The sequence below is a fragment of the Paraburkholderia sp. Ac-20347 genome, assembly GCF_017104805.1.
Lineage (GTDB): Bacteria > Pseudomonadota > Gammaproteobacteria > Burkholderiales > Burkholderiaceae > Paraburkholderia > Paraburkholderia tropica.
In genome coordinates, this window is sequence record NZ_JAAGPN010000003.1 from 15,420 (window position 1) to 34,232 (window position 18,813).

At 60.0% G+C, this 18,813-nt stretch carries 17 protein-coding genes; 14 read left to right on the plus strand and 3 right to left on the minus strand.

The annotated features are described in order from the left end of the window. Nucleotides 1-485 precede the first annotated feature (485 nt). Together G3N97_RS01195 and G3N97_RS01200 are read left to right on the plus strand one after the other, a co-directional pair. On the plus strand, nt 486-1,442 hold the full coding sequence (locus tag G3N97_RS01195; RefSeq protein WP_205991516.1) for a cation diffusion facilitator family transporter: 957 nt from the start codon (nt 486-488) through the stop codon (nt 1,440-1,442). Between the two features lie 252 nt (nt 1,443-1,694). After that, the gene (locus tag G3N97_RS01200; RefSeq protein ID WP_205991517.1) at nt 1,695-2,885 is read left to right on the plus strand and encodes a porin; all 1,191 of its coding nucleotides are present in this window, start codon (nt 1,695-1,697) and stop codon (nt 2,883-2,885) included. A gap of 21 nt (nt 2,886-2,906) precedes the next feature. Here G3N97_RS01200 and G3N97_RS01205 read toward each other — a convergent pair whose 3' ends face one another. Beyond that, nucleotides 2,907-4,379, minus strand: coding sequence for a Na+/H+ antiporter NhaC family protein (locus G3N97_RS01205; protein ID WP_205991518.1), 1,473 nt, complete (start codon nt 4,377-4,379; stop codon nt 2,907-2,909). Nucleotides 4,380-4,467: 88 nt separating this feature from the next. Continuing rightward, the gene (locus tag G3N97_RS01210) at nt 4,468-5,832 is read right to left on the minus strand and encodes a phospholipase A (RefSeq protein WP_205991519.1); all 1,365 of its coding nucleotides are present in this window, start codon (nt 5,830-5,832) and stop codon (nt 4,468-4,470) included. A gap of 385 nt (nt 5,833-6,217) precedes the next feature. On the opposite strand from G3N97_RS01210, the gene G3N97_RS01215 reads away from it, so the two are divergent. From G3N97_RS01215 to G3N97_RS01255, 9 genes are all read left to right on the plus strand, one after another. Next, on the plus strand, nt 6,218-6,655 hold the full coding sequence (locus tag G3N97_RS01215) for a hypothetical protein (protein ID WP_205991573.1): 438 nt from the start codon (nt 6,218-6,220) through the stop codon (nt 6,653-6,655). 126 nt (nt 6,656-6,781) lie between these two features. Further along, entirely contained in the window at nt 6,782-8,206 is a 1,425-nt protein-coding gene (locus G3N97_RS01220; RefSeq protein ID WP_205991574.1) for a basic amino acid/polyamine antiporter, read from the plus strand. A gap of 21 nt (nt 8,207-8,227) precedes the next feature. Next, nucleotides 8,228-9,508: an arginine deiminase gene (locus G3N97_RS01225; RefSeq protein WP_205991520.1), complete on the plus strand. Its 1,281-nt coding sequence runs from the start codon at nt 8,228-8,230 to the stop codon at nt 9,506-9,508. Between the two features lie 60 nt (nt 9,509-9,568). Continuing rightward, nucleotides 9,569-10,615, plus strand: coding sequence for an AI-2E family transporter (locus G3N97_RS01230; RefSeq protein ID WP_205991521.1), 1,047 nt, complete (start codon nt 9,569-9,571; stop codon nt 10,613-10,615). Between the two features lie 209 nt (nt 10,616-10,824). Then, entirely contained in the window at nt 10,825-11,037 is a 213-nt protein-coding gene (gene rpsU / locus G3N97_RS01235; protein ID WP_205991522.1) for a 30S ribosomal protein S21, read from the plus strand. A gap of 259 nt (nt 11,038-11,296) precedes the next feature. Next, nucleotides 11,297-11,500 carry a cold-shock protein gene (locus G3N97_RS01240; RefSeq protein ID WP_065065051.1) on the plus strand — a complete coding sequence of 68 codons (204 nt, stop codon included), beginning with the start codon at nt 11,297-11,299 and terminating at the stop codon, nt 11,498-11,500. A gap of 273 nt (nt 11,501-11,773) precedes the next feature. After that, the gene (locus G3N97_RS01245; protein WP_205991523.1) at nt 11,774-11,998 is read left to right on the plus strand and encodes a hypothetical protein; all 225 of its coding nucleotides are present in this window, start codon (nt 11,774-11,776) and stop codon (nt 11,996-11,998) included. A gap of 197 nt (nt 11,999-12,195) precedes the next feature. After that, nucleotides 12,196-12,528 (plus strand): hypothetical protein, encoded by a 333-nt coding sequence (locus G3N97_RS01250; protein ID WP_205991524.1) that lies wholly within the window; start codon nt 12,196-12,198, stop codon nt 12,526-12,528. 114 nt (nt 12,529-12,642) lie between these two features. Then, nucleotides 12,643-14,307, plus strand: coding sequence for an ATP-binding cassette domain-containing protein (locus tag G3N97_RS01255; RefSeq protein WP_205991525.1), 1,665 nt, complete (start codon nt 12,643-12,645; stop codon nt 14,305-14,307). Between the two features lie 189 nt (nt 14,308-14,496). Here G3N97_RS01255 and G3N97_RS01260 read toward each other — a convergent pair whose 3' ends face one another. Further along, complete coding sequence (locus tag G3N97_RS01260; protein WP_205991526.1) at nt 14,497-14,862, minus strand: H-NS histone family protein; 366 nt, start codon at nt 14,860-14,862, stop codon at nt 14,497-14,499. A gap of 249 nt (nt 14,863-15,111) precedes the next feature. Here G3N97_RS01260 and G3N97_RS01265 point away from each other — a divergent pair, with 249 nt between their 5' ends. From G3N97_RS01265 to G3N97_RS01275, 3 genes are all read left to right on the plus strand, one after another. Then, nucleotides 15,112-15,690, plus strand: coding sequence for a TetR/AcrR family transcriptional regulator (locus G3N97_RS01265; RefSeq protein WP_241030296.1), 579 nt, complete (start codon nt 15,112-15,114; stop codon nt 15,688-15,690). Nucleotides 15,691-16,029: 339 nt separating this feature from the next. Next, nucleotides 16,030-17,049: an ABC transporter substrate-binding protein gene (locus G3N97_RS01270; RefSeq protein ID WP_205991575.1), complete on the plus strand. Its 1,020-nt coding sequence runs from the start codon at nt 16,030-16,032 to the stop codon at nt 17,047-17,049. A 91-nt stretch (nt 17,050-17,140) separates the two neighbouring features. After that, nucleotides 17,141-18,811 (plus strand): GMC family oxidoreductase N-terminal domain-containing protein, encoded by a 1,671-nt coding sequence (locus G3N97_RS01275; protein WP_205991528.1) that lies wholly within the window; start codon nt 17,141-17,143, stop codon nt 18,809-18,811. The last annotated feature ends 2 nt before the right edge of the window (nt 18,812-18,813 follow it).

Consider the following 18,813-nt stretch of genomic DNA (forward strand, 5'->3'; position numbering starts at 1 on the left):
AGAACAGACTTCGCGACTGCGCGCACGCGCAGAGCGACCGGCCATCGCGCGAGCACCGGAAATCGAGTGTGAACAGGCATCCACGATGCTCATCCGTCCCCTCTCAGTGACGTTGCCTAAAGGCCATTCAACGCACGATCAGCGATGCATAAACGTTCGTGAACGTCGCTGAATGAATCGGCTGCGAAAAAGTACGCGATCCGATTTGAAGCGAGCATAGCTGAATATCTAAAAGCGAGTTTCATACGCGACGCACCGGCAATCTGCGCATCGACTCGTTTAAATAGCGATTATGATCAGGCAGTCGAACCCGCGCGGTATTGATCATTCGATTGAGCCGCGCAGAAATACGTGAGGTGGAAATTCAAAACTCGCGAGTCCGCCGTGTTATGCCATTTTTTATGCCATTTCTCGCAAACGTATCCTAACGAATCGCACACGATGGCCCTCCTGTATCGACGCGCCTCCAGGTATGGAAAGACTCCATGTCCATCCGATCCGCCCTGAAACGATCCCTGCTGGCGACGGCCGAACAGCGCGCCATGAAGGTCTCGATGTACGTGGTTTGCCTGGGCTTCGTCTCCAACGTCGGCTACGGCTTTTTCGTGCAGTCCGACACGCTGATCCTGACCGCTATTTTTTATCTGCTCAATTTCGTCAGTTCCGCTTTGGGGTGGCTGACCGCGTCGCTCGTCAACCGGCCCGCGACGGAGCGGTTTCAGTATGGATTCTGGTTTCTCGAGCCGCTCGTAAACGGCATCAACGGCCTGATGATGTTCATTGTCTGCGTCTACGGCCTCGTAAACGGCATAGAAGGCATTCGCTCGGGCGGTCACGCAATCGACGCGCGTGGCGTCATCTGGTTTAGCGTCGCGAGCTGTGTGGTCTGTTTCGCGATGGTCATTTACAAAAAAGCAACAGCCAGACGGATTAACTCCAAACTTTTAAAGACTGACAGTTTTAAATGGGTCATGAAATTCGCGTTCAGCGCGGCCACGCTGCTCGGTTTTTTTGTCTATTCCGTGCTGCCGATGGGAATTCGGGATCAATGGTACCCGTACGTCGACAGCATCATGACAACGGGCTTGTCGCTGCTTTTCCTCCTCGTTCCCGTGAAGATCATTCGCAGCAGCTTCGCAGAATTGCTACACATGACGCCGGAAGAGAACAATCCGCGTCTGGACATTGAAACCATGCTCGACGACATCAGTCGCGAGTTCGGCATCATTCGCCATTACACCCATGTCGTTCAGGCCGGAAGACGCAATTTCGTCGAGATCAATATGCTTGTCGAGGCCATGTCGACATTGCGGGATATTGGCGCGCAGGACAGCCTGCGAGAACAGATATGGAAGTCGCTAGGGTCGATTCCAATCGAAAATCGTCTAACCATACAGATCACCGCCGATCCGCGATGGGAAGACGGTCGAGAGCCGGACTGATCTCGCCCGACTGACTCCACTTTCATGTGGTGAAAAAGCATCATAAATTTCAGAATCCTCTTTTATCCGAAAAATTTCTTAGTCATCCAAATCAACATGAAATACGCTGAAACCTGTCAACTCGACATCGATTTTTTAATGACGTATGCGAATGTTCTTCTTCGAAACACAAACTGACAGGCACGCGCTGGCATAAGCAACCGTATGGCAGGCCACCGCTTCGCGGCACAGCGACGTGACAAAGGAGACACGATGAAGTCAATGCCTCTTTGCACCGTTTCACTGGCACTCCTTGGCGCCGCAAGCAGCGCCAGCGCTCAAAGCAGCGTCACGCTTTATGGCCTACTCGATCAATCGGTTCAATATGTCAGCAATGCAACGCCGTCCGGTGGGCATCTCTGGCAAATGTTTGGCGGAAATCTTCAAGGAAACCGGTTCGGCCTGAAAGGCAACGAGGATCTCGGCGGCGGTCTCCAGGCCATATTCCAGTTGGAAAACGGCTTCGACATCAACACCGGAAAACTCGGCCAGGGTGGCCGGCTTTTTGGTCGCGAAGCCTATGTCGGCCTGAGTGCGGAAACCTGGGGCACCGTGACCGCCGGGCGTCAATACGATCCGCTCGTCGACATGATTCAACCGCTGACCGGTGACGGCTATTTCGGCGCACCCTTCGCGACACCTGGCGACGTCGACAATAACGACAACAGTTTCCGCGTCGATAACTCGATCAAATACGTCTCGCCGAAATTCTATGGCGTACAAATCGAGGGCATGTATGCGCTGGGCGGCCAGGCGGGATCGACCGGATCGGGGCAATCGTGGTCCGCCGCAGCCGGTTATTCGGGCGGCCCATTCAGCATGGCGGCGGGCTACTTTCACACCGACAACCTCGCCTCGTCGGTACCGCGCACCGGATGGGGGGGAACGACTGGCGCAGCCACCTTCAACTCCGGATTCCCGGACTCTGCCGGCATCAACAGCGCTTACATTACGGCCAAATCGATTGGTATTGCCTCCGTTGCATTTCAGTATGAAGACGGGCAATTCACGGGCAACATCAGTTACAGCAACGCACAGTACAAGCCTGACGCCGCATCGGCTTTCCAGAATACGCAGCGATACAACATTGGTCGCGCCTTCGTCGGTTATCAGATCACGCCTGCGAGTCTGATCGGCGTCGGTTATGCCTATGTCCGTGCAACGGGCGACGCATCCGCAACGTATAACCAGGTGTCGCTGGGCGGCGACTATGCGCTGTCGAAACGAACGGACCTGTACCTCGTGGGCGCGTGGCAGCATGCGGCCGGAGAACAACGTGTGCCATCGCAAGGTGGTACGGGTGGCGGCCTTGTCTCGGCAACCGCGTCGATTGGCTCCTATGGCAATCAGGCGAGCACCGACAACCAGATACTGGTGAGCATCGGCATTCGACATCGATTCTAGGTTGAATGATCGATGTGCGTGTCACTCAGGCGCCTTGTTTTCCGACGCGTCCGCAGCTGCGTGAGGAATGCGCGGCATGCGGATGCCCGCGTACGCAAACGCTATGGTGATGATCGGACTCAACACGCAAAACACCGCGTAAGGGCCGTAGACGAACGTGGATACACCAAGCGTCGCGGCCATATACGCGCCGCAACTGTTCCAGGGTATCAATGCTCCCGTCGTGGTGGCCGAATCCCCCGCTGAGCGCGATAGCACGATAGGCGCGTAGCCACGCGCCGCAAACGCGTTCTTGAACATTCTCGCGGGCAGCACAACGGCAATAAACTGATCTGCCGCCACCACGTTCGTGGCTACGGTGGCCGCAACCACGGAAGCCACCAGCGCACCGCGGCCTTTAGCCCAGCTGACCACGGGCGCAATGAGTCGTTCAATGACGCCGCACTTCTCCACCACGCCGCCAAATCCCAGCGCTGCAATGATGAGCCAGATCGTATTCAACATGCTGTCCATCCCGCCGCGCGTGAGCAGCGCGTCGATCACCGGTTCGCCAGTCGTCGACCTGTAGCCGCTCGCGATGGCCAGCCAGATGCCTTTGATCACGGCGATCCAGTCCGGCACGCCCTCGCGTGCCGCCGCGAAAGTGATCACGCGCCCCGGCGCGACCACGGCGGCCACGACGCCGCCTGCCAGTGCGCCGAGAAAAATCGTCGTAAAGGGCGGCATTCTGAGGAGCGTCAGCAGCACGACCAGAATGAGCGGCGCAAACAGCACCGGTGAAAGATGAAACGCATTCTGCATGGCAGCCACTTCCGAACTGGCATCGAAGTCATTCGGTTCACCAAGCCAATAGAAAACAAATAGCGTAATCACCAGCGCGACAAGGGACGTCACGAGTGTCTCTCGCACGTGCTCGTAAAGGCCAACGCCCGCCGCAGCCGCTGCCAGATTCGCAGAATCGGAAAGTGGCGACGACTTGTCGCCGAAATACGCACCGGAGATCACGGCGCCCGCTGTGATGGCCGTGCTCAGTCCCATACTCTGGGCAATGCCCATCAAGCCAATTCCTATCGTTCCTGCGACGGTCCACGACGTGCCGATGCAAAATGAAATCAGCGCACAGATCGACGCTGCGGTCACGTAAAAGTAATCCGGGCTCAGCAACTTCAATCCGTAATAGACCATTGCGACGATCGTGCCGCAAAGCGCCCATGTTCCGATCAGCGCGCCCACCGCGAACAGAATCAGTATGGCGCCCACGCCGGAACTGATGCTCGCGTTGGCGGCCTCGCCCAACGACGCGAGCGAATGACCGCGCCGCCAGCCGACAAAGACCGCGAGCATGCCCGCCACGACGAGCGCCACCTGGTTTGGCCCGTTTGCGCCTTCGTTGCCGAACAAATAATAGGAAAGTCCGACAAGCAGAATGAGCGCCGCGATAGGCACCAGCGCTTCGAATAACGACAACGGTTGCGGTGTTGCGGGCCGCTTCATGCCATTCTCCGTTCTCTTGCTGGAAGCTTCGGCCTACGCTGCGAAGGCAGTGCGTTTATGCGGCGCAGCCAATCGCGCCGCGCTTGCGCTAGCGCGAGAGGCTGAAGCCGATACGCGCGGCCCAGCGGTGCTGGTTGTAGTCGAGAATATCTTCGCCATAGCCGTTGAAATAGCCAACCCACAGGTACCCGCCCCACGCGTTGCCGAACAGCTTGGCCAACGGATAAGTGAATTCCGCATTGACGCTGCCGTACGTCGATTTCGTGCCTTTTCTCAGCGTCGTTGCGAGTTGCCAGCCATCCGGGCTGCCGTATTTGATCAGCAGATCCACATAGCCGCGGTAGTCGGCAATATCCGAATTCTCTCCGGCAATATGCTCATACCAATAGACCTTCGGCGCGATCGTCAGATGATTCGCGTGAATATCGCCGAAATCCCAGATCGGCTTGACGTACAGAATGTCGATACCGCGCGACTCGGGTCCGTCGCGCCCGTTCGATTCGTGCTCGTAGCCCGTCTCGATGCCCATGCGGCTAAACCAGTTGGCTTTCCAACCCGTGTCCGCGAGATAGTAGAACAGCGCAGGCTTGTAGCTCGTATCGCGGAACGGCGCGGAATACTTGCGGATATCCCACAGGGAAGTCTGTGTGTAGGCAAAGTAGAGATTGTCGACGAAGCCCCGCGAGCGCGGATCGTCGGGCAATACAAAGCGGAATTTCAAACTGATCTGGAATTTGGCAAGACTGGTTTCGTCGGATGACCAGCCGTCCGCGAAGTACGTGGGCTCATAGAATGAGAAACGGCCCGCCAGAAATGTACCGAGATCGGGAATCACCGCGTTCGATGGTTTGACCGACGACAGCGGCATCTGCGTGGCCATGACTTCGTTGCCCGCCATGACGTCGTCGGTCTGCGTGTTGCCGGGCGTGCTCGAAACCGCTGTCGCCGTTTGCGTTGCAGAGGCTGCCGCCGCTCCGGACGTCGCGTTATTGGCGGCGATATTCGCCTTGCGAGTCAGCAGAACCAGCGAAGGCGACACGTCCACGCCTGGCACATCCACGCGAACCGCGCCGCGCGCCCAGTCCGGCCACGGCGCGCTATAGCTCACCGCCTTCATCTCGCCTGCCGCGAGCTTCAGATGCTCTGGCGCACCCGGCTCGCGCGTGATCTGAACGGCCCGAGGCTGTTGCTCGCCATTCGTGAGCGTGATGAGCAAGGTGCGTGGCACATCGAACGAGGAACCGGTTGGCGCGTCGCCGGAATAGACGATCGTCACGACGAGCGGTTCGTCGGACCTCGCTTCTCGCGGCGGTCGCATGACCGACACCGCCGCGCTACTCGTTGGCACGTACCCGGCGTACGTCGTGATGGAAAGTGCGGAGCATGCCAGCATTCGCGCGCGTGGTGCCGCTCGCAACCCGTGTCGCCTGCGAAATGCGGGTTCCCGTGCCATGCAACCTCCTCCTTATCATGGACACTGCGGCGAGCTATTCGCCACGAAGGCAGCATGCCTCTTTGCGTATAAAGAAAGCTACCGCAAAGCACAAAACATTAGCATCGCTTAGAAAAACATTTCGCTCCGATGACTCCCCGAATTCGAAGTTATGGAACGATGTCTGAATCATCTTAATCCAGAATTTTTATCCGCCACTATCTGATGACAATTTTCGATAAAGATTGCGAACATAGTTATCGACGCATCGGCATTGCAATACACATAACTGGCGTGATCATTCCAAAGCGACTAATCTTTTGCAACGTTCTCATGGGATGTCTGGCGAGACATCGTGATTGACTCACCATTGGAAAGCATGATGCGAACGCTTGCCTTGACTTGCATGGTTTGCGCGGCTTCGATTTTTTCTCTGACTGCCTGCGAGCATCCCACCTCCGCCAGCACGTTTACGCCTTCTCAAGCGCAGCAAGCACAGGTAGTCGAAGTGGGCGTGGTCGAATGGGTACGCCCCGTTACCATCCAGCCGCAGCAAAGCGGCGTAGGCGCGATCGCAGGCGGCGCACTGGGCGGCATTGCAGCCGGCAGCACGATTGGGCGCGGCAACGGCTCGCTGGCAGCGGGCATCGGCGGCGCGGTACTCGGCGGTATGGCGGGTAATGCGATCGAATCGAATGCAACGCGACGCGCCGGATTGGAGATTTCCGTGCGACTCGATTCGGGACAATTAATCGCCGTCACGCAAGATGCAGACCAGCCTTTTTCGCCGGGCGATCGCGTGCGCGTTCTGTTTGGCGCCCATACGGTCCGCGTGACGCGGTAATTCCCATTTGTTCAAAACATCGAAAACAACGCTCCACTGGATTCATATTTGTAAATAAGCACACGCTTTTCTGATCGGCCTGACGCGCTGCTCGACGAACTACAACACGAGACGATGAGGACTCCGATGAGTGAATCCGTACAGAAAATGAGTCGCATGCAGCTGACCGCCATGGTCGTCGGCGGCATGATAGGCGCGGGCATCTTCTCGTTGCCACGTACGTTTGCAAACGCAACGGGGCCCGTGGGCGCAGCGATCGCGTGGATAATCGCCGGTGCGGGCATGTATGCACTTGCGCGCGTTTTTCAGGCGCTCGCGGAACGCAAGCCCAATCTCGACGCAGGCGTTTTCGTCTATGCGAAAGTCGGCTTCGGCGATTACCCCGGCTTTCTCTCCGCGTTCGGATACTGGATTGGCAGCTGCATCGGTAACGTGTCGTACTGGGTGCTGATCAAATCGACGCTTGGCGCTTTTTTTCCCGTCTTCGGAAACGGCAACACGCTAGTCGCGATCATCGTCGCGTCGATCGGCATTTGGCTCTTTCATTTTTTGATCCTGCGTGGCGTGAAACAGGCGGCGTTCATTAACACCGTCGTGACCGTTGCGAAGGTCGTCCCCATCGTCGTCTTCATCGTCATTCTGGTGTTCGCGTTCAAGCTCGACATGTTCAAGCTGAACATTCAGGCCGCGGCTCAGGAAGGCAGCATCGTCCAGCAAGTGCGCGCAACGATGCTGGTGACGGTCTTCGTCTTCATCGGTATCGAAGGCGCGAGTGTGTACTCCCGCTACGCGAAAGAACGCACCGATGTGGGCCGGGCGACGATATTCGGTTTTTGCGCGGTGACGGCGCTCATGGTGCTCGTTTCGATGCTGCCGTTCGCGATCTTGCCACGCGGCGACGTGGCCGGCATGCGTCAGCCTTCGATGGCCGCCGTGCTCGAAAGTCTGGTCGGCCCGTGGGGCGCGATTTTCGTGAGTATCGGGCTCGTAGTCTCGGTCCTCGGCGCCTATCTGGCGTGGTCGCTGATCTGTGCGGAAGTCATGTTCGCCGCAGCACGCAACGAAGACATGCCCGCCCTGTTCTCGCGCGAAAACGCGAACGGCGTTCCGGCCAACGCACTCTGGATCACCAACATCATCATTCAGCTTCTGGTCGCGAGCACCTATTTTTCCAGCGACGCCTTCGCATTGATGCTCAACCTCACCAGTTCGATGTCGCTGATTCCCTATCTCTTCGTGGCCGCCTACGGACTGATGATCGCCAAACGCTCGGAGAGCTACGAGATACGCCCCGAGGAACGCAATCGCGATCTGACTTTTGCGGCAATCGCCGTGATCTATACCGTATTCATGATCATCGCGGGTGGACTGACTTTCATATTGCTATCCGCAATTCTCTATGCACCGGGTACCGCGCTTTATGTCTGGGCGCGGCGAGAACGGAACATCCCAGTCTTCGTTCGTGGAAGCGACTGGATCATTTTCATCGTGGCAACGCTGGCCGCCATCGCGGGCATTGTCTTGATGGCCACTGGCTCCATTCAACTCTAGCCATTACGAGCGGAGATCGACGTGACAAAGCCTAAAACTGCTGATGAGAAATCGACCCAATCCGAAAGCCCGCTTGGGGTCTATTCGGAAGTGGGGCAACTCAGGAAAGTCATGGTGTGCGCGCCCGGCATTGCGCACTCCCGCCTCACGCCCAGCAACTGCGACGAGCTGCTATTCGACGACGTGTTCTGGGTCGACAACGCCAAACGCGATCACTTCGATTTCGTCACGAAGATGCGCGACCGCGGCGTGGAAGTCGTGGAGATGCATAACCTGCTCGCCGAAACGGTCGCCGTGCCCGAGGGGAAAAAATGGATCCTCGATAACCAGATCGTTCCCAATCAGGTCGGCCTCGGTTTTCTCGACGAATTGCGCAGCTATCTGGAAGGACTCAACGATCGCGCGCTGGCTGAAACACTGCTGGGCGGCCTCTCGATTCACGACTTCCCCGAAGCCCACGGCGGCGCGGCGCTCAAGGTCGTGCGCGAAGCGGCGGGCGCAACGGAATATCTTCTCGCACCGTTGCCGAACACGCTTTATACACGCGACACGACCTGCTGGATATACGGCGGCGTGACGCTCAATCCGCTCTATTGGCCCGCGCGCCATGAGGAAACGATTCTTGCGGCCGCGATTTATCGATTCCATCCGGACTTCGCAGGCAAGGTCAATGTCTGGTGGGGCGATCCGACCGAGGATCACGGATTGGCCACGCTCGAAGGCGGCGATGTCATGCCGATCGGCAACAAGACCGTGCTCATCGGCATGAGCGAACGCACGTCTCGTCAGGCGATCAGCCAGCTCGCGGCGACCCTGTTCAAACGTGGCGCAGCCGAGCGCGTGATCGTGGCGGCCATGCCGAAGATCCGCGCGGCCATGCATCTCGACACCGTATTTACATTCGCCGATCGCGACTGCGTCCTGATCGCACCGGATTTCATGGCGCGCACGCGCACGTTCTCCTATCGGCCGAGCGATCATCCCGCCGGTGTGGAATTGCATCAGGAAAAGAAGTCCTTCGTGGATGTCGTGACCGAAGCGCTGGGGCTGAAGAAAATGCGCGTGGTGGAAGCGGGAGGCAGCGATTATCAGCGCGAGCGCACGCAGTGGGACAGCGGCGCGAATCTCGTTTGCACCTCGCCCGGCGTCGTGTTTGCCTATGACCGCAACACGTACACGAATACGCTGCTGCGCAAGGCCGGCATCGAAGTCGTGACGATAGTCGGTGCGGAACTGGGACGAGGTCGCGGCGGCGGACATTGCATGACGTGTCCGATCATTCGCGACGCGGTGGAATTCTAGTTCAGCGCATCGCCACATTCGCACACAACCGCCCTGGCCCATTCCCCGACTCCACAAGGCATGCGTCGAGAACTCATTACGGCCACGTGTATCAGCATCATTACGTTCATTGCCGGCACGGTACTGTACGTTGGACGTCCGGTTCTGATACCGATCGCGTTCTCGATCATCACCTGCTACGTCATTTACGGACTCGCCGAGATGCTGCATCGTTTGCCGCATCTCGGCGCGCGTTTGCGCGCGGGCGTGCGCTATTGGTGTTCGGCCTTGCTCATATTCGCCGTCGCATACGGCGCGATCGAGCTATTGCTGATCGACAGTGAGCGAATCGAAGCAGTCGGCCCGAAATACGAGGCCACCTTGCTTGCGCTGCTCGGCAAAATGGCGGCGCTGCTGCATATCGAAACCGATGCGTCGTGGACGGCTTTTCGGCGGATTCTTCTCGACACTTTCAATATCAAATCGATGATTTCGGTGCTGGTCGGCTCCATTTCGTCGATATTGGCCACGACGCTGCTCGTCATGCTTTACACGCTGTTCTTCATGATGGAGATCGGCCGGTTTCAGCATAAGCTCTTCACGGTCATGGGCGGAAAGACCAATCTCGCGCCGCTCATTTACGCCATCAACTCCAAGATTGGCACCTATCTCGCGCTGAAAGCCCTGCTCGGCGTGGTGGTCGGCGTGCTGAGCTGGATCTGCATGTGGATAGCCGGACTGGAATTCGCTTCTCTCCTCGCCGTGCTGATTGTCGTGCTGAATTTCGTTCCTTATGCGGGCTCGCTTATTTCGGTCGTGCTACCGGGCTTGCTCGCCGCGCTGCAGTTCGGACAATGGAGCGAGCCGCTCGCGATTCTGATCGTGCTGGCCTCCATCAACTTCGTGATGGGCAACGTGCTCGACCCGTGGTTGATGGCGGGCTCGATGAATCTGAGCCCCGCAGTCATTTTGATGAGCCTCGCGGTGTGGACCGCGATGTGGGGCGCCGCCGGTTCGTTTCTGGCGATTCCCGGCACCGTCGCGCTGACGATTATCTTTTCCGCGTTTCCGGCCACGCGTCCGATTACGCTCCTGCTCACCAAGGACGATCCGGGCGCCCAGCGATGAAGCGGAGATCGCCGCCAGCACCGGGCTTTCTCGGCGTTTTCCCTTTAATACGCCCGAAAAGCGCCCGCAATTGTTACACTTGCGTTGCAGCGAGGCGTCAGCACACGCGTCGCTGATGCTCACCACGATCCGCCCGAACGCTGCCTTGCAGAGAGAAATAGCGCCCTGTCGCTTTTTTCAGTCGTGCCGGATCACAACAAAGGAATGCGTTGACTACTGTAATTCTGAAACCCGACGAACCCGTGGACGTTGCACTGCGCCGCTTCCGTCGCGCCATCGAGCGCACTGGCCTGATTACGGAGCTGCGTGCCCGGACCGCTTACGAAAAGCCGACTACGGTCCGCAAGCGCAAAAAGGCTGCTGCGGTCGCGCGCGTGCGCAAGCAGATCAAGCGGTCGATGCCGCCGAAAAAGCGCTACTGACCCAGCAACGACAAGCGAGACTGGGATTCAGGGCCACATTCGGCAGCCGCCAGACAGGCGCATGGCAAAACAGTTACAAATCAGATCTTGACGCTGACACGTCCGCAAGGTTAGTGTGTCGCCCGAAGGTCAAGAAGTTCGATTGCTGTTCATCAATTGCTCGCTCCTCAGCGGTATTCGTGGTCCTCTCTCTCCTTGTCGCTTCACGTACTCTCTTTTATGAGAGTGAAATCTCGTTTTTTATCACCAAGGATTTTTCATGGAAACCGGTACCGTTAAGTGGTTCAACGACAGCAAGGGCTTTGGCTTCATCACCCCGGACAAGGGTGGCGACGACCTGTTCGCTCATTTCTCCGAGATCAAGACCGACGGCTTCAAGACGCTCGCTGAAAACCAGAAGGTGAGCTTCGAAACGAAGCAAGGCCCGAAGGGTCTGCAAGCGGCTAACATCAAGCCGCTGTAAAGTTTGAAGGACCCGGCCTCCGACAACGGCGGCCGGGTTGCAGCGACACCCTCGCGGAGCAATGTCTCCCTAAGTTGGCGCGGTCACATTGAGTTGCCCCTTATATCCGGCAACCATCCCGACGCCACACGCCTCGTTGCACCTCATTCTCCCCTTCGGCTCCTACGCCCTTTCGCTTTCCGTCTGCTTCAGATTCGGCTCGCAATGGCTTTGAATCGGCTTGCCCGTGCACGTCTTCACGTCGCGCGCATTCAGACATTAATAGAATTAAAAATGCATACCAAACATATTCAGCAGTACAACGGCTATGCCGTCCAACCGTCCGCACATCGTTTGCCTGACGGGTGTTTTTCATCCAATCTGCTTCTCGAACGCACCAACAACGCGCAAGCCGAAGCCTCCTACCGGTTCTATTCGCTCGACTACTTCGAGAGCGAAGAACAGGCGCTGGAATATTCGACGCGCTGGGCGCGCAACTGGGTCGATACGCGCGGATAAAACCGCACCGACCTGGCGCGCTCTCTCGGCACCTTCGCACCCGAGCGAGCGCGTGCGCCGAAGCGGCAATCAACGCTCGCCCTTTTCGTGTGGTGAAAATGCAAAATCGGGCGCTCGCATTTTTGAAATCGATTTTTTAAAGCCATCATGGGGTAACAAACCTCAATTCAGGTTTGTCGCCAAAATGGGGGCATAGTATGGGCAGTGCGCTGGTGTGGGCTGCAATCCCTCACAATAGTGATGGGGTCGTATTTCAGGTTCGCGTGATTCGCGGACTTCAGCGTTTTCATCTGTCCCGCCGGGCGCTCGAGGATGTTTTCGGCCTCGCGCCCCACGCATCGGATGCACGACAACTCGAACGCTTTTACGAGCACGCGCCTCAGATCCTGCGGCAAGCCATGCGAAAACGTCCGATTGCGAGTGCCGATACCGCCGCGCTCCAAACCTGCGATTTCACCTCGGTCGTCGAAACGGAATGGGGTGAAAGCGCGTATCTGCCGGAAACACCGGGTTATCTGGCTTTGGACTGAGGAACGCGCGCCGCCGGCTGGTTTGCGCAAACCGCAGCCAGCCCAACCGCTCAAAAAAGACAGCATGGTCCGCCCGGTCGGCTATCATGCCATTCCTCTCCGAAGTAGCTTCTTATGATTTCCGTCCGTAATGTCACGCTGCGCCGCGGCGTCAAGGTCGTGCTCGACAGCGCCACCGTCACTTTCACCCCCGGCGAAAAGATCGGTCTTGTCGGCCGCAATGGCGCCGGCAAGTCGTCCTTCTTCGGCCTGCTCAACGGCTCGCTGCACGAAGACAGCGGCGAATTCTCGATTCCCGCCGCGTGGCGGATGGGTCAAGTCGCGCAGGACATGCCGGAAACCGAACAGGGCGCAACCGACTTCGTGGTCGAGGGCGACACGGCCCTTCTGGCGGCCCAGTCCGAAGTCGCCGCCGCCGAGGCCAGCGACGACGGCATGCGCATGGCGCACGCCTACATGGCCTTGCACGACGCCGGCGCTCACGATGCGCCCGCACGCGCCCAGGCGCTCATTCTGGGGCTTGGCTTCACGGCCGCGCAGCTCGATCAGCCGGTCAACAGCTTCTCCGGCGGCTGGCGCATGCGACTCCAGCTGGCGCGCGCGCTGATGTGCCCGTCCGATCTGCTGCTGCTCGACGAACCGACGAACCACCTGGACCTCGACGCACTGGTCTGGCTGGAAGCGTGGCTCAAGCGCTATCAGGGCACGTTGGTCGTGATCAGCCATGACCGCGAATTCCTCGATGCCGTGACGCAGGTGACCGTGCACGTCGATAACGCGAAGCTGGTGCGCTACGGCGGCAACTACAGCAAGTTCGAAGACATGCGCGCCGAACAGCTCGAGTTGCAGCAAGCGGCGCTCGCCCGCCAGGCGGACAAGATCGCCCATCTGCAGAAGTTCATCGACCGCTTCAAGGCCAAGGCTTCGAAGGCGAAACAGGCGCAGAGCCGGGTCAAGGCGCTCGAGCGCATGGAGAAGATCGCGCCGGTTCTGGCGGACGCGGAGTTCACCTTCGAATTCAAGGAACCGCTCAACGTCCCGAACCCGCTGTTGTCGATGCTGGACGCGAGCTTCGGTTACCCCGCGCCGGAGGATGCAGCGCCGGACACGCCGCCCACGGTCATCGTGCGCGGCATCAATCGCTCCGTGCTGGCCGGGCAGCGCATCGGCATTCTCGGCGCGAACGGCCAGGGCAAGTCCACGCTCGTGAAGACGGTGGCGCACGCGCTCGCGCCGATTGCCGGTGAAATCAGCGAGGGCAAGGGGCTGAACATCGGCTATTTCGCGCAGCAGGAGCTGGACGTGCTGCGCCCGCAAGACACGCCGATGGAACACATGATCCGCCTCGCGCGGGACACGCCGCCGCATATGCGCGCGCCCGGCCAGAGCGGCACCGAGCAATCGCTTCGCACCTTCCTCGGCACCTTCAATTTCAGCGGCGATACAGTCCACCAGGCCGTGCGCACGATGAGCGGCGGCGAAAAGGCGCGACTGGTGTTGTGCATGATCGTGTGGCAGCGCCCCAACCTGCTGCTGCTCGACGAGCCGACCAACCACCTCGACCTCGCCACGCGTGAAGCGCTTGCCATGGCGCTGAATGAATTCGAAGGGACAGTGATGCTGGTCAGCCACGACCGCGCGCTGCTGCGCGCCGTCTGCGACGAATTCTGGCTGGTCACCAAGGGCGGCGTCGAACCCTTCGACGGCGATCTGGACGATTACCAGCAGTTCCTGCGCGACGAAGCCCGCCGCATGCGCGAGCAGCCCGACGCAGCGTAAAAACGATTGCCAGAGATCCCGCTCGGGATTCCATCAGAATCAGAGTTTGCCCGGCGCGTGCTCGCACGCGCCGCGGCATATACACATTCCCGCGCGCGCAAGTCTCAAAGCGCAATGCGCAATGTAAATGCCGGCCACACTAATCGGTGCGCTGAGCGCCGCATTATCTTTTCTCAACGCGGCGCTTTTTCATCGCTTGTTATTCTGATTCCGATCGGCGTTCGACCGACTGGACTTCCCTTTTCCATTGGCTTCAACCTCTTCAGGCTGCCGCACCAGAAAGTCGTGATAGCTTCGATTGCGTATCCACGACGGCGCGCGCCCGCGACCGCTCCAGGTCGCGCCCGTCACGGGATCCTGATACTTCATCTGAACAGGCCTGGTGTTATAGATACCGCGCCGATCGACACGTAATTGATTCGGCACCAGGTTGAAAACATTCATGACCTGGCGAATGTGCTCGATAGCGGCTTTCTGTTCCTGTTGCCAGGCGGCCGTAATGCGTTCATTGAGTTGCACGAGTTGCTTCTCCAACACTCTGACCTTGTTGTTCATGCGCTCTTTCCGTATTGCATGGCCTGGTTAGTGCAATGCACGTCCAGTTTTATTGCCAATGCGCGCGCCCTGCCTTTGCAGGCGCGCTCGTTAGGTCCTGGTGAAATGCACGGGTATTGTCATTACATTCACATATCAGTTGATATGCGAATGTAATAATATCCATTTGAAATTTAAATATCAACTGATATCCTTGCGGCCATGAACGCGGCCCCCTCCCCACCGCGGCTGAGCCGCGAAGAAAGTCGATTGCAGACTCGCGCGCATTTGCTCGCCGCCGCAAAACGCCTGTTTGTCGAAAAAGGCTTCGGCGCGACCTCGCTCAGGGATATCGCGGCCGAGGCGGGTTACACGCAGGGCGCGTTCTATTCGAATTTCGCCAGCAAGGAAGACTTGTTCGTGGAATTGATGCAGGAGCGTTCGAAGGCGCAAGTCACCGACATTGCGCGGGCGCTAGGCGACCCGTCGGCATCAGCGGAGCAGATATTGAATGCGCTGGAGATCTGGGCGCAGACGCTCGACGCCGAGCCGGAGTGGTCGGTGCTGGGCGTGGAATTCAAGCTTCAGGGCCGTCGCAATCCCCTCTTCGCCACGGCGTCCGAGGCACTGCTGAACGCGCACCGCGATGGCCTGACCTATTGCATCACGCAGATCTTCGCGAGGCTGGACAAGGTGCCGCCGGAATCGCCGGCCGTGCTGGCCGCGGCCTTCATGGGGCTCTCGCAAGGGCTCGCATTGCAGCGGCCCATGCTCTCCGAAGTGCCGATCGGGCGCATGATCATGGTGTTCCTGCGCGGCTTGCTGGCCGCCGCACCGGCAGCGAAGTGATACGCGGATAAGCGTCGACGGCCGACACACGTAACGCTCTCACCTCATCCTCTACGACACCAACCGTCGTTTCAACGCGCACGCAAATCCCCAGCGCGCATCCCTGAAAGCGGCCGCTCCGCCGCTCAACCGGCCATGACGTCAAGTTATGCCGGCTCCAACAATTTCGGCGTTGTAGCGCCGAAATTGACTCACTATAGTCGAATCAACCCGATGCCCGAATCCGCCGGTCGGGCGCGCCATCAAGCCGACGCGCCCAGCCGGACAAGCTTTCCCCTTCACCCCTGTCGAGGAAGAGTCGTGATCAAACTGCAGAGCTGGCGCCCGGTCGCCATAACAATGACGTCGCTCGCCGCGCTCGCGGCCACGGCGAACCACTCCGCCCAGGCCGCCGGAAAAATCACCTTCGTCTCGCAAGGCGGGGCGTATCAGGAAGCGCAGACGAAAGCCATCCTCGATCCGGCAGCGAAGCAGCTCGGCATCACGATCGCGCAGGACAGCATCCCCGACGCGTGGCCTCAGGTGAAAGCGCAAGGCGCGACCGGCAAGCCGATCTGGGACGTCATCGACACGCCCACCTCGAACTGTCTGCGCGGCGGCCGCGAAGGGCTGATCGAAAAGCTCGACTTCTCGAAGATGCCGAACGCCGCCTCGATTCCGGAGAAGTACCGCACGCCCTATTCCGTCGCGTACGAGTTCTATTCGACGGTCATCGGCTACAACAAGAAGACGCTCAAGAAAGTCCCGCAGAATTGGGCCGATTTCTGGAACGTGAAGGGTTTCCCCGGCACGCGCGCGCTGCGCAACGATCCGCAGACCGTGCTCGAAGCCGCCCTGCTCGCCGACGGCGTCCCGCGCGACAAGCTCTATCCGCTCGACGTCGATCGCGCCTTCAAGAAGCTCGAGCAGATCAAACCGGATATCGCCGTCTGGTGGACGTCGGGCGGCCAGTCCGCGCAGTTGCTGCACGACGGCGAAGTCGACATGGAGATGATCTGGAATGGCCGCGCGAGCGCGGTGCGCAAGGACAATCCGGACATCGCGTTCACCTATAACGATGGCATCCTGCAGAACACGCAGTTGTGCATCCTGAAGAACGCGCCGAATCTTCAGACCGCCGTGCGTTTCGTCGATGTCGCGGTGTCGCCGGATCTGCAGGCGAATCTGCCGACCTATATCGATTACGGACCGGGCAATCCGGCCGCGTACAAGACCGGCAAGATTTCCGCCGCGCGCGCGGCCGAGCTGCCGAGCGCACCGGAAAACGCGGCCAAACAGGCGCTGATGTCCGAAGAGTGGTGGGCGTCCGACGCCGGCATTCAGGCGAAGGCGCGCTGGCTGAAGTTCATGCAGCAATAAGCCATCGCCGCCCGGCTGGTGCAGCGCGAGGCCTGACTTCACGGCAGGCCTCGCGCGTTTCGTCCGTCCTTCTGAATCGGCCTTCCCTATTGTGTTCGACTACCTGATTCTCGGCGGCGGCTCGGCCGGCTGCGTGCTCGCCGCGCGGCTGTCCGAGGACGCCCGCCGCACGGTCTGCCTCGTCGAGGCGGGCCGCAATCTGAGCCAGGCGACGCTGCCGCCTGAAATCCGCAGCCGCTATCCCGGCCGCGCCTATCTCGACACGCGCAATCTCTGGCAAGCGCTGCAGGCGCGCATGAGCGCCCCGGCCACGCCGCGCCGCTATGAACAGGCGCGGCTGCTCGGCGGCGGCTCCGCGATCAACGCGCTGATGGCCAACCGCGGCGCGCCCGCCGATTACGACGAGTGGGAAGCGCTCGGCGCCACCGGCTGGAACTGGGCGACCTGCCTGCCGTTCTTCCGCAAGCTCGAACACGATGTCGATTTCGACGGACCGCTGCACGGCAAGCACGGCCCGCTTCGCGTCACGCGCGCGCCCCGCGAGCGGCTTTCGCCGTTCGTGCGCGGGGTGATCGACGCGCTGGGGCGGCGCGGCTATCCGCTGCGCGCCGACCAGAACGGCGCGTGGGAAGACGGCGCCTTCGTCGGCACGCTCGGTGTGAGCGCGTCGGGCGAACGGATCCCGACCTCGGTCTGTTATCTCGACGACAGCGTCCGCGCGCGCCGCAACCTCACGATCGTCACCGACACCCAAGTGGAACGCGTGCTGTTCGACGGCACGCGCGCGACCGGCGCACAACTCGTACACCACGACGGCACGCGCGACTCGATCAGCGCCGCGCGCGTGATCGTCAGCGCGGGCGCGATCCACAGTCCGGCGTTGCTGATGCGCAGCGGCATCGGTCCGGCCGACGAACTGGCCGCGCACGGCATCGCCGTCGTCGCCGCGCGTGACGGTGTCGGCCGCAATCTGATGGAGCATCCGTCGATCGCCGTTTCCGCGTTCCTGCCGCCCGCGGCGCGCACGCCCTTTCCCGACGAGCATCACGAGCAGGCCATCATCCGCTATTCGTCGGGACTGCCGGGCACGCCGGGCGGCGACATGCACGGCGCGATCCTGTCGCGCTCCGGCTGGCATTCGGTCGGCTACCGGCTCGGCACGATGTTCTTCTGGGTCAACAAGTCGTATTCGCGCGGGCGCGTGACGCTCGCCTCGCCGCACGCGCAACAGGAACCGACCGTCGAGTTTTCGATGCTGTCGGACGCACGCGACCTCGAACGCCTGAAAGGCGCGGTGCGCTTCGGCGCGCAGACGCTCGCCGATCCCGCGCTCGCGGCCACGCTCGGGCCGCGCTTTCCGTCGAGCTATTCCCCGCGTGTTGCCGCGGTCGCTCGCCCCGGGAACTGGAACGCGCTGCAGCGCGGGATGCTCAGCGGGCTGCTCGATGTCGCCGGGCCGTTAAGACCTGCGTTGATCGAACGCGTGATCACGCAAGGCATGACGCTCGACACGCTGCTCGCCGACGATGCGGCGTTGACCGAATTCGTCACGCAGTCGGTGGGCGGCACCTGGCATCCGTCCGGGACGTGCAGGATGGGCGCGCCCAGCGATCCGCTCGCCGTCACCGGTCCGGACGGCGCGGTTCACGGCGTCGACGGCCTGACGGTCTGCGACGCGTCCGTGATGCCGTCGATTCCCTGCGCCAACACCAACGTGCCGACGATCATGATCGCCGAACGGATCGCCGATACGCTGAAGTAAGC

Bases quoted from the DNA above. Each gene is read 5' to 3' on its own strand.
- G3N97_RS01195 (WP_205991516.1), top strand. From the start codon at position 486: ATGTCCATCCGATCCGCCCTGAAACGATCCCTGCTGGCGACGGCCGAA.
- G3N97_RS01200 (WP_205991517.1), top strand. From the start codon at position 1,695: ATGAAGTCAATGCCTCTTTGCACCGTTTCACTGGCACTCCTTGGCGCC.
- G3N97_RS01205 (WP_205991518.1), bottom strand. From the start codon at position 4,379: ATGAAGCGGCCCGCAACACCGCAACCGTTGTCGTTATTCGAAGCGCTG.
- G3N97_RS01210 (WP_205991519.1), bottom strand. From the start codon at position 5,832: ATGGCACGGGAACCCGCATTTCGCAGGCGACACGGGTTGCGAGCGGCA.
- G3N97_RS01215 (WP_205991573.1), top strand. From the start codon at position 6,218: ATGGTTTGCGCGGCTTCGATTTTTTCTCTGACTGCCTGCGAGCATCCC.
- G3N97_RS01220 (WP_205991574.1), top strand. From the start codon at position 6,782: ATGAGTGAATCCGTACAGAAAATGAGTCGCATGCAGCTGACCGCCATG.
- G3N97_RS01230 (WP_205991521.1), top strand. From the start codon at position 9,569: ATGCGTCGAGAACTCATTACGGCCACGTGTATCAGCATCATTACGTTC.
- G3N97_RS01240 (WP_065065051.1), top strand. From the start codon at position 11,297: ATGGAAACCGGTACCGTTAAGTGGTTCAACGACAGCAAGGGCTTTGGC.
- G3N97_RS01245 (WP_205991523.1), top strand. From the start codon at position 11,774: ATGCATACCAAACATATTCAGCAGTACAACGGCTATGCCGTCCAACCG.
- G3N97_RS01250 (WP_205991524.1), top strand. From the start codon at position 12,196: ATGGGCAGTGCGCTGGTGTGGGCTGCAATCCCTCACAATAGTGATGGG.
- G3N97_RS01255 (WP_205991525.1), top strand. From the start codon at position 12,643: ATGATTTCCGTCCGTAATGTCACGCTGCGCCGCGGCGTCAAGGTCGTG.
- G3N97_RS01260 (WP_205991526.1), bottom strand. From the start codon at position 14,862: ATGAACAACAAGGTCAGAGTGTTGGAGAAGCAACTCGTGCAACTCAAT.
- G3N97_RS01270 (WP_205991575.1), top strand. From the start codon at position 16,030: ATGACGTCGCTCGCCGCGCTCGCGGCCACGGCGAACCACTCCGCCCAG.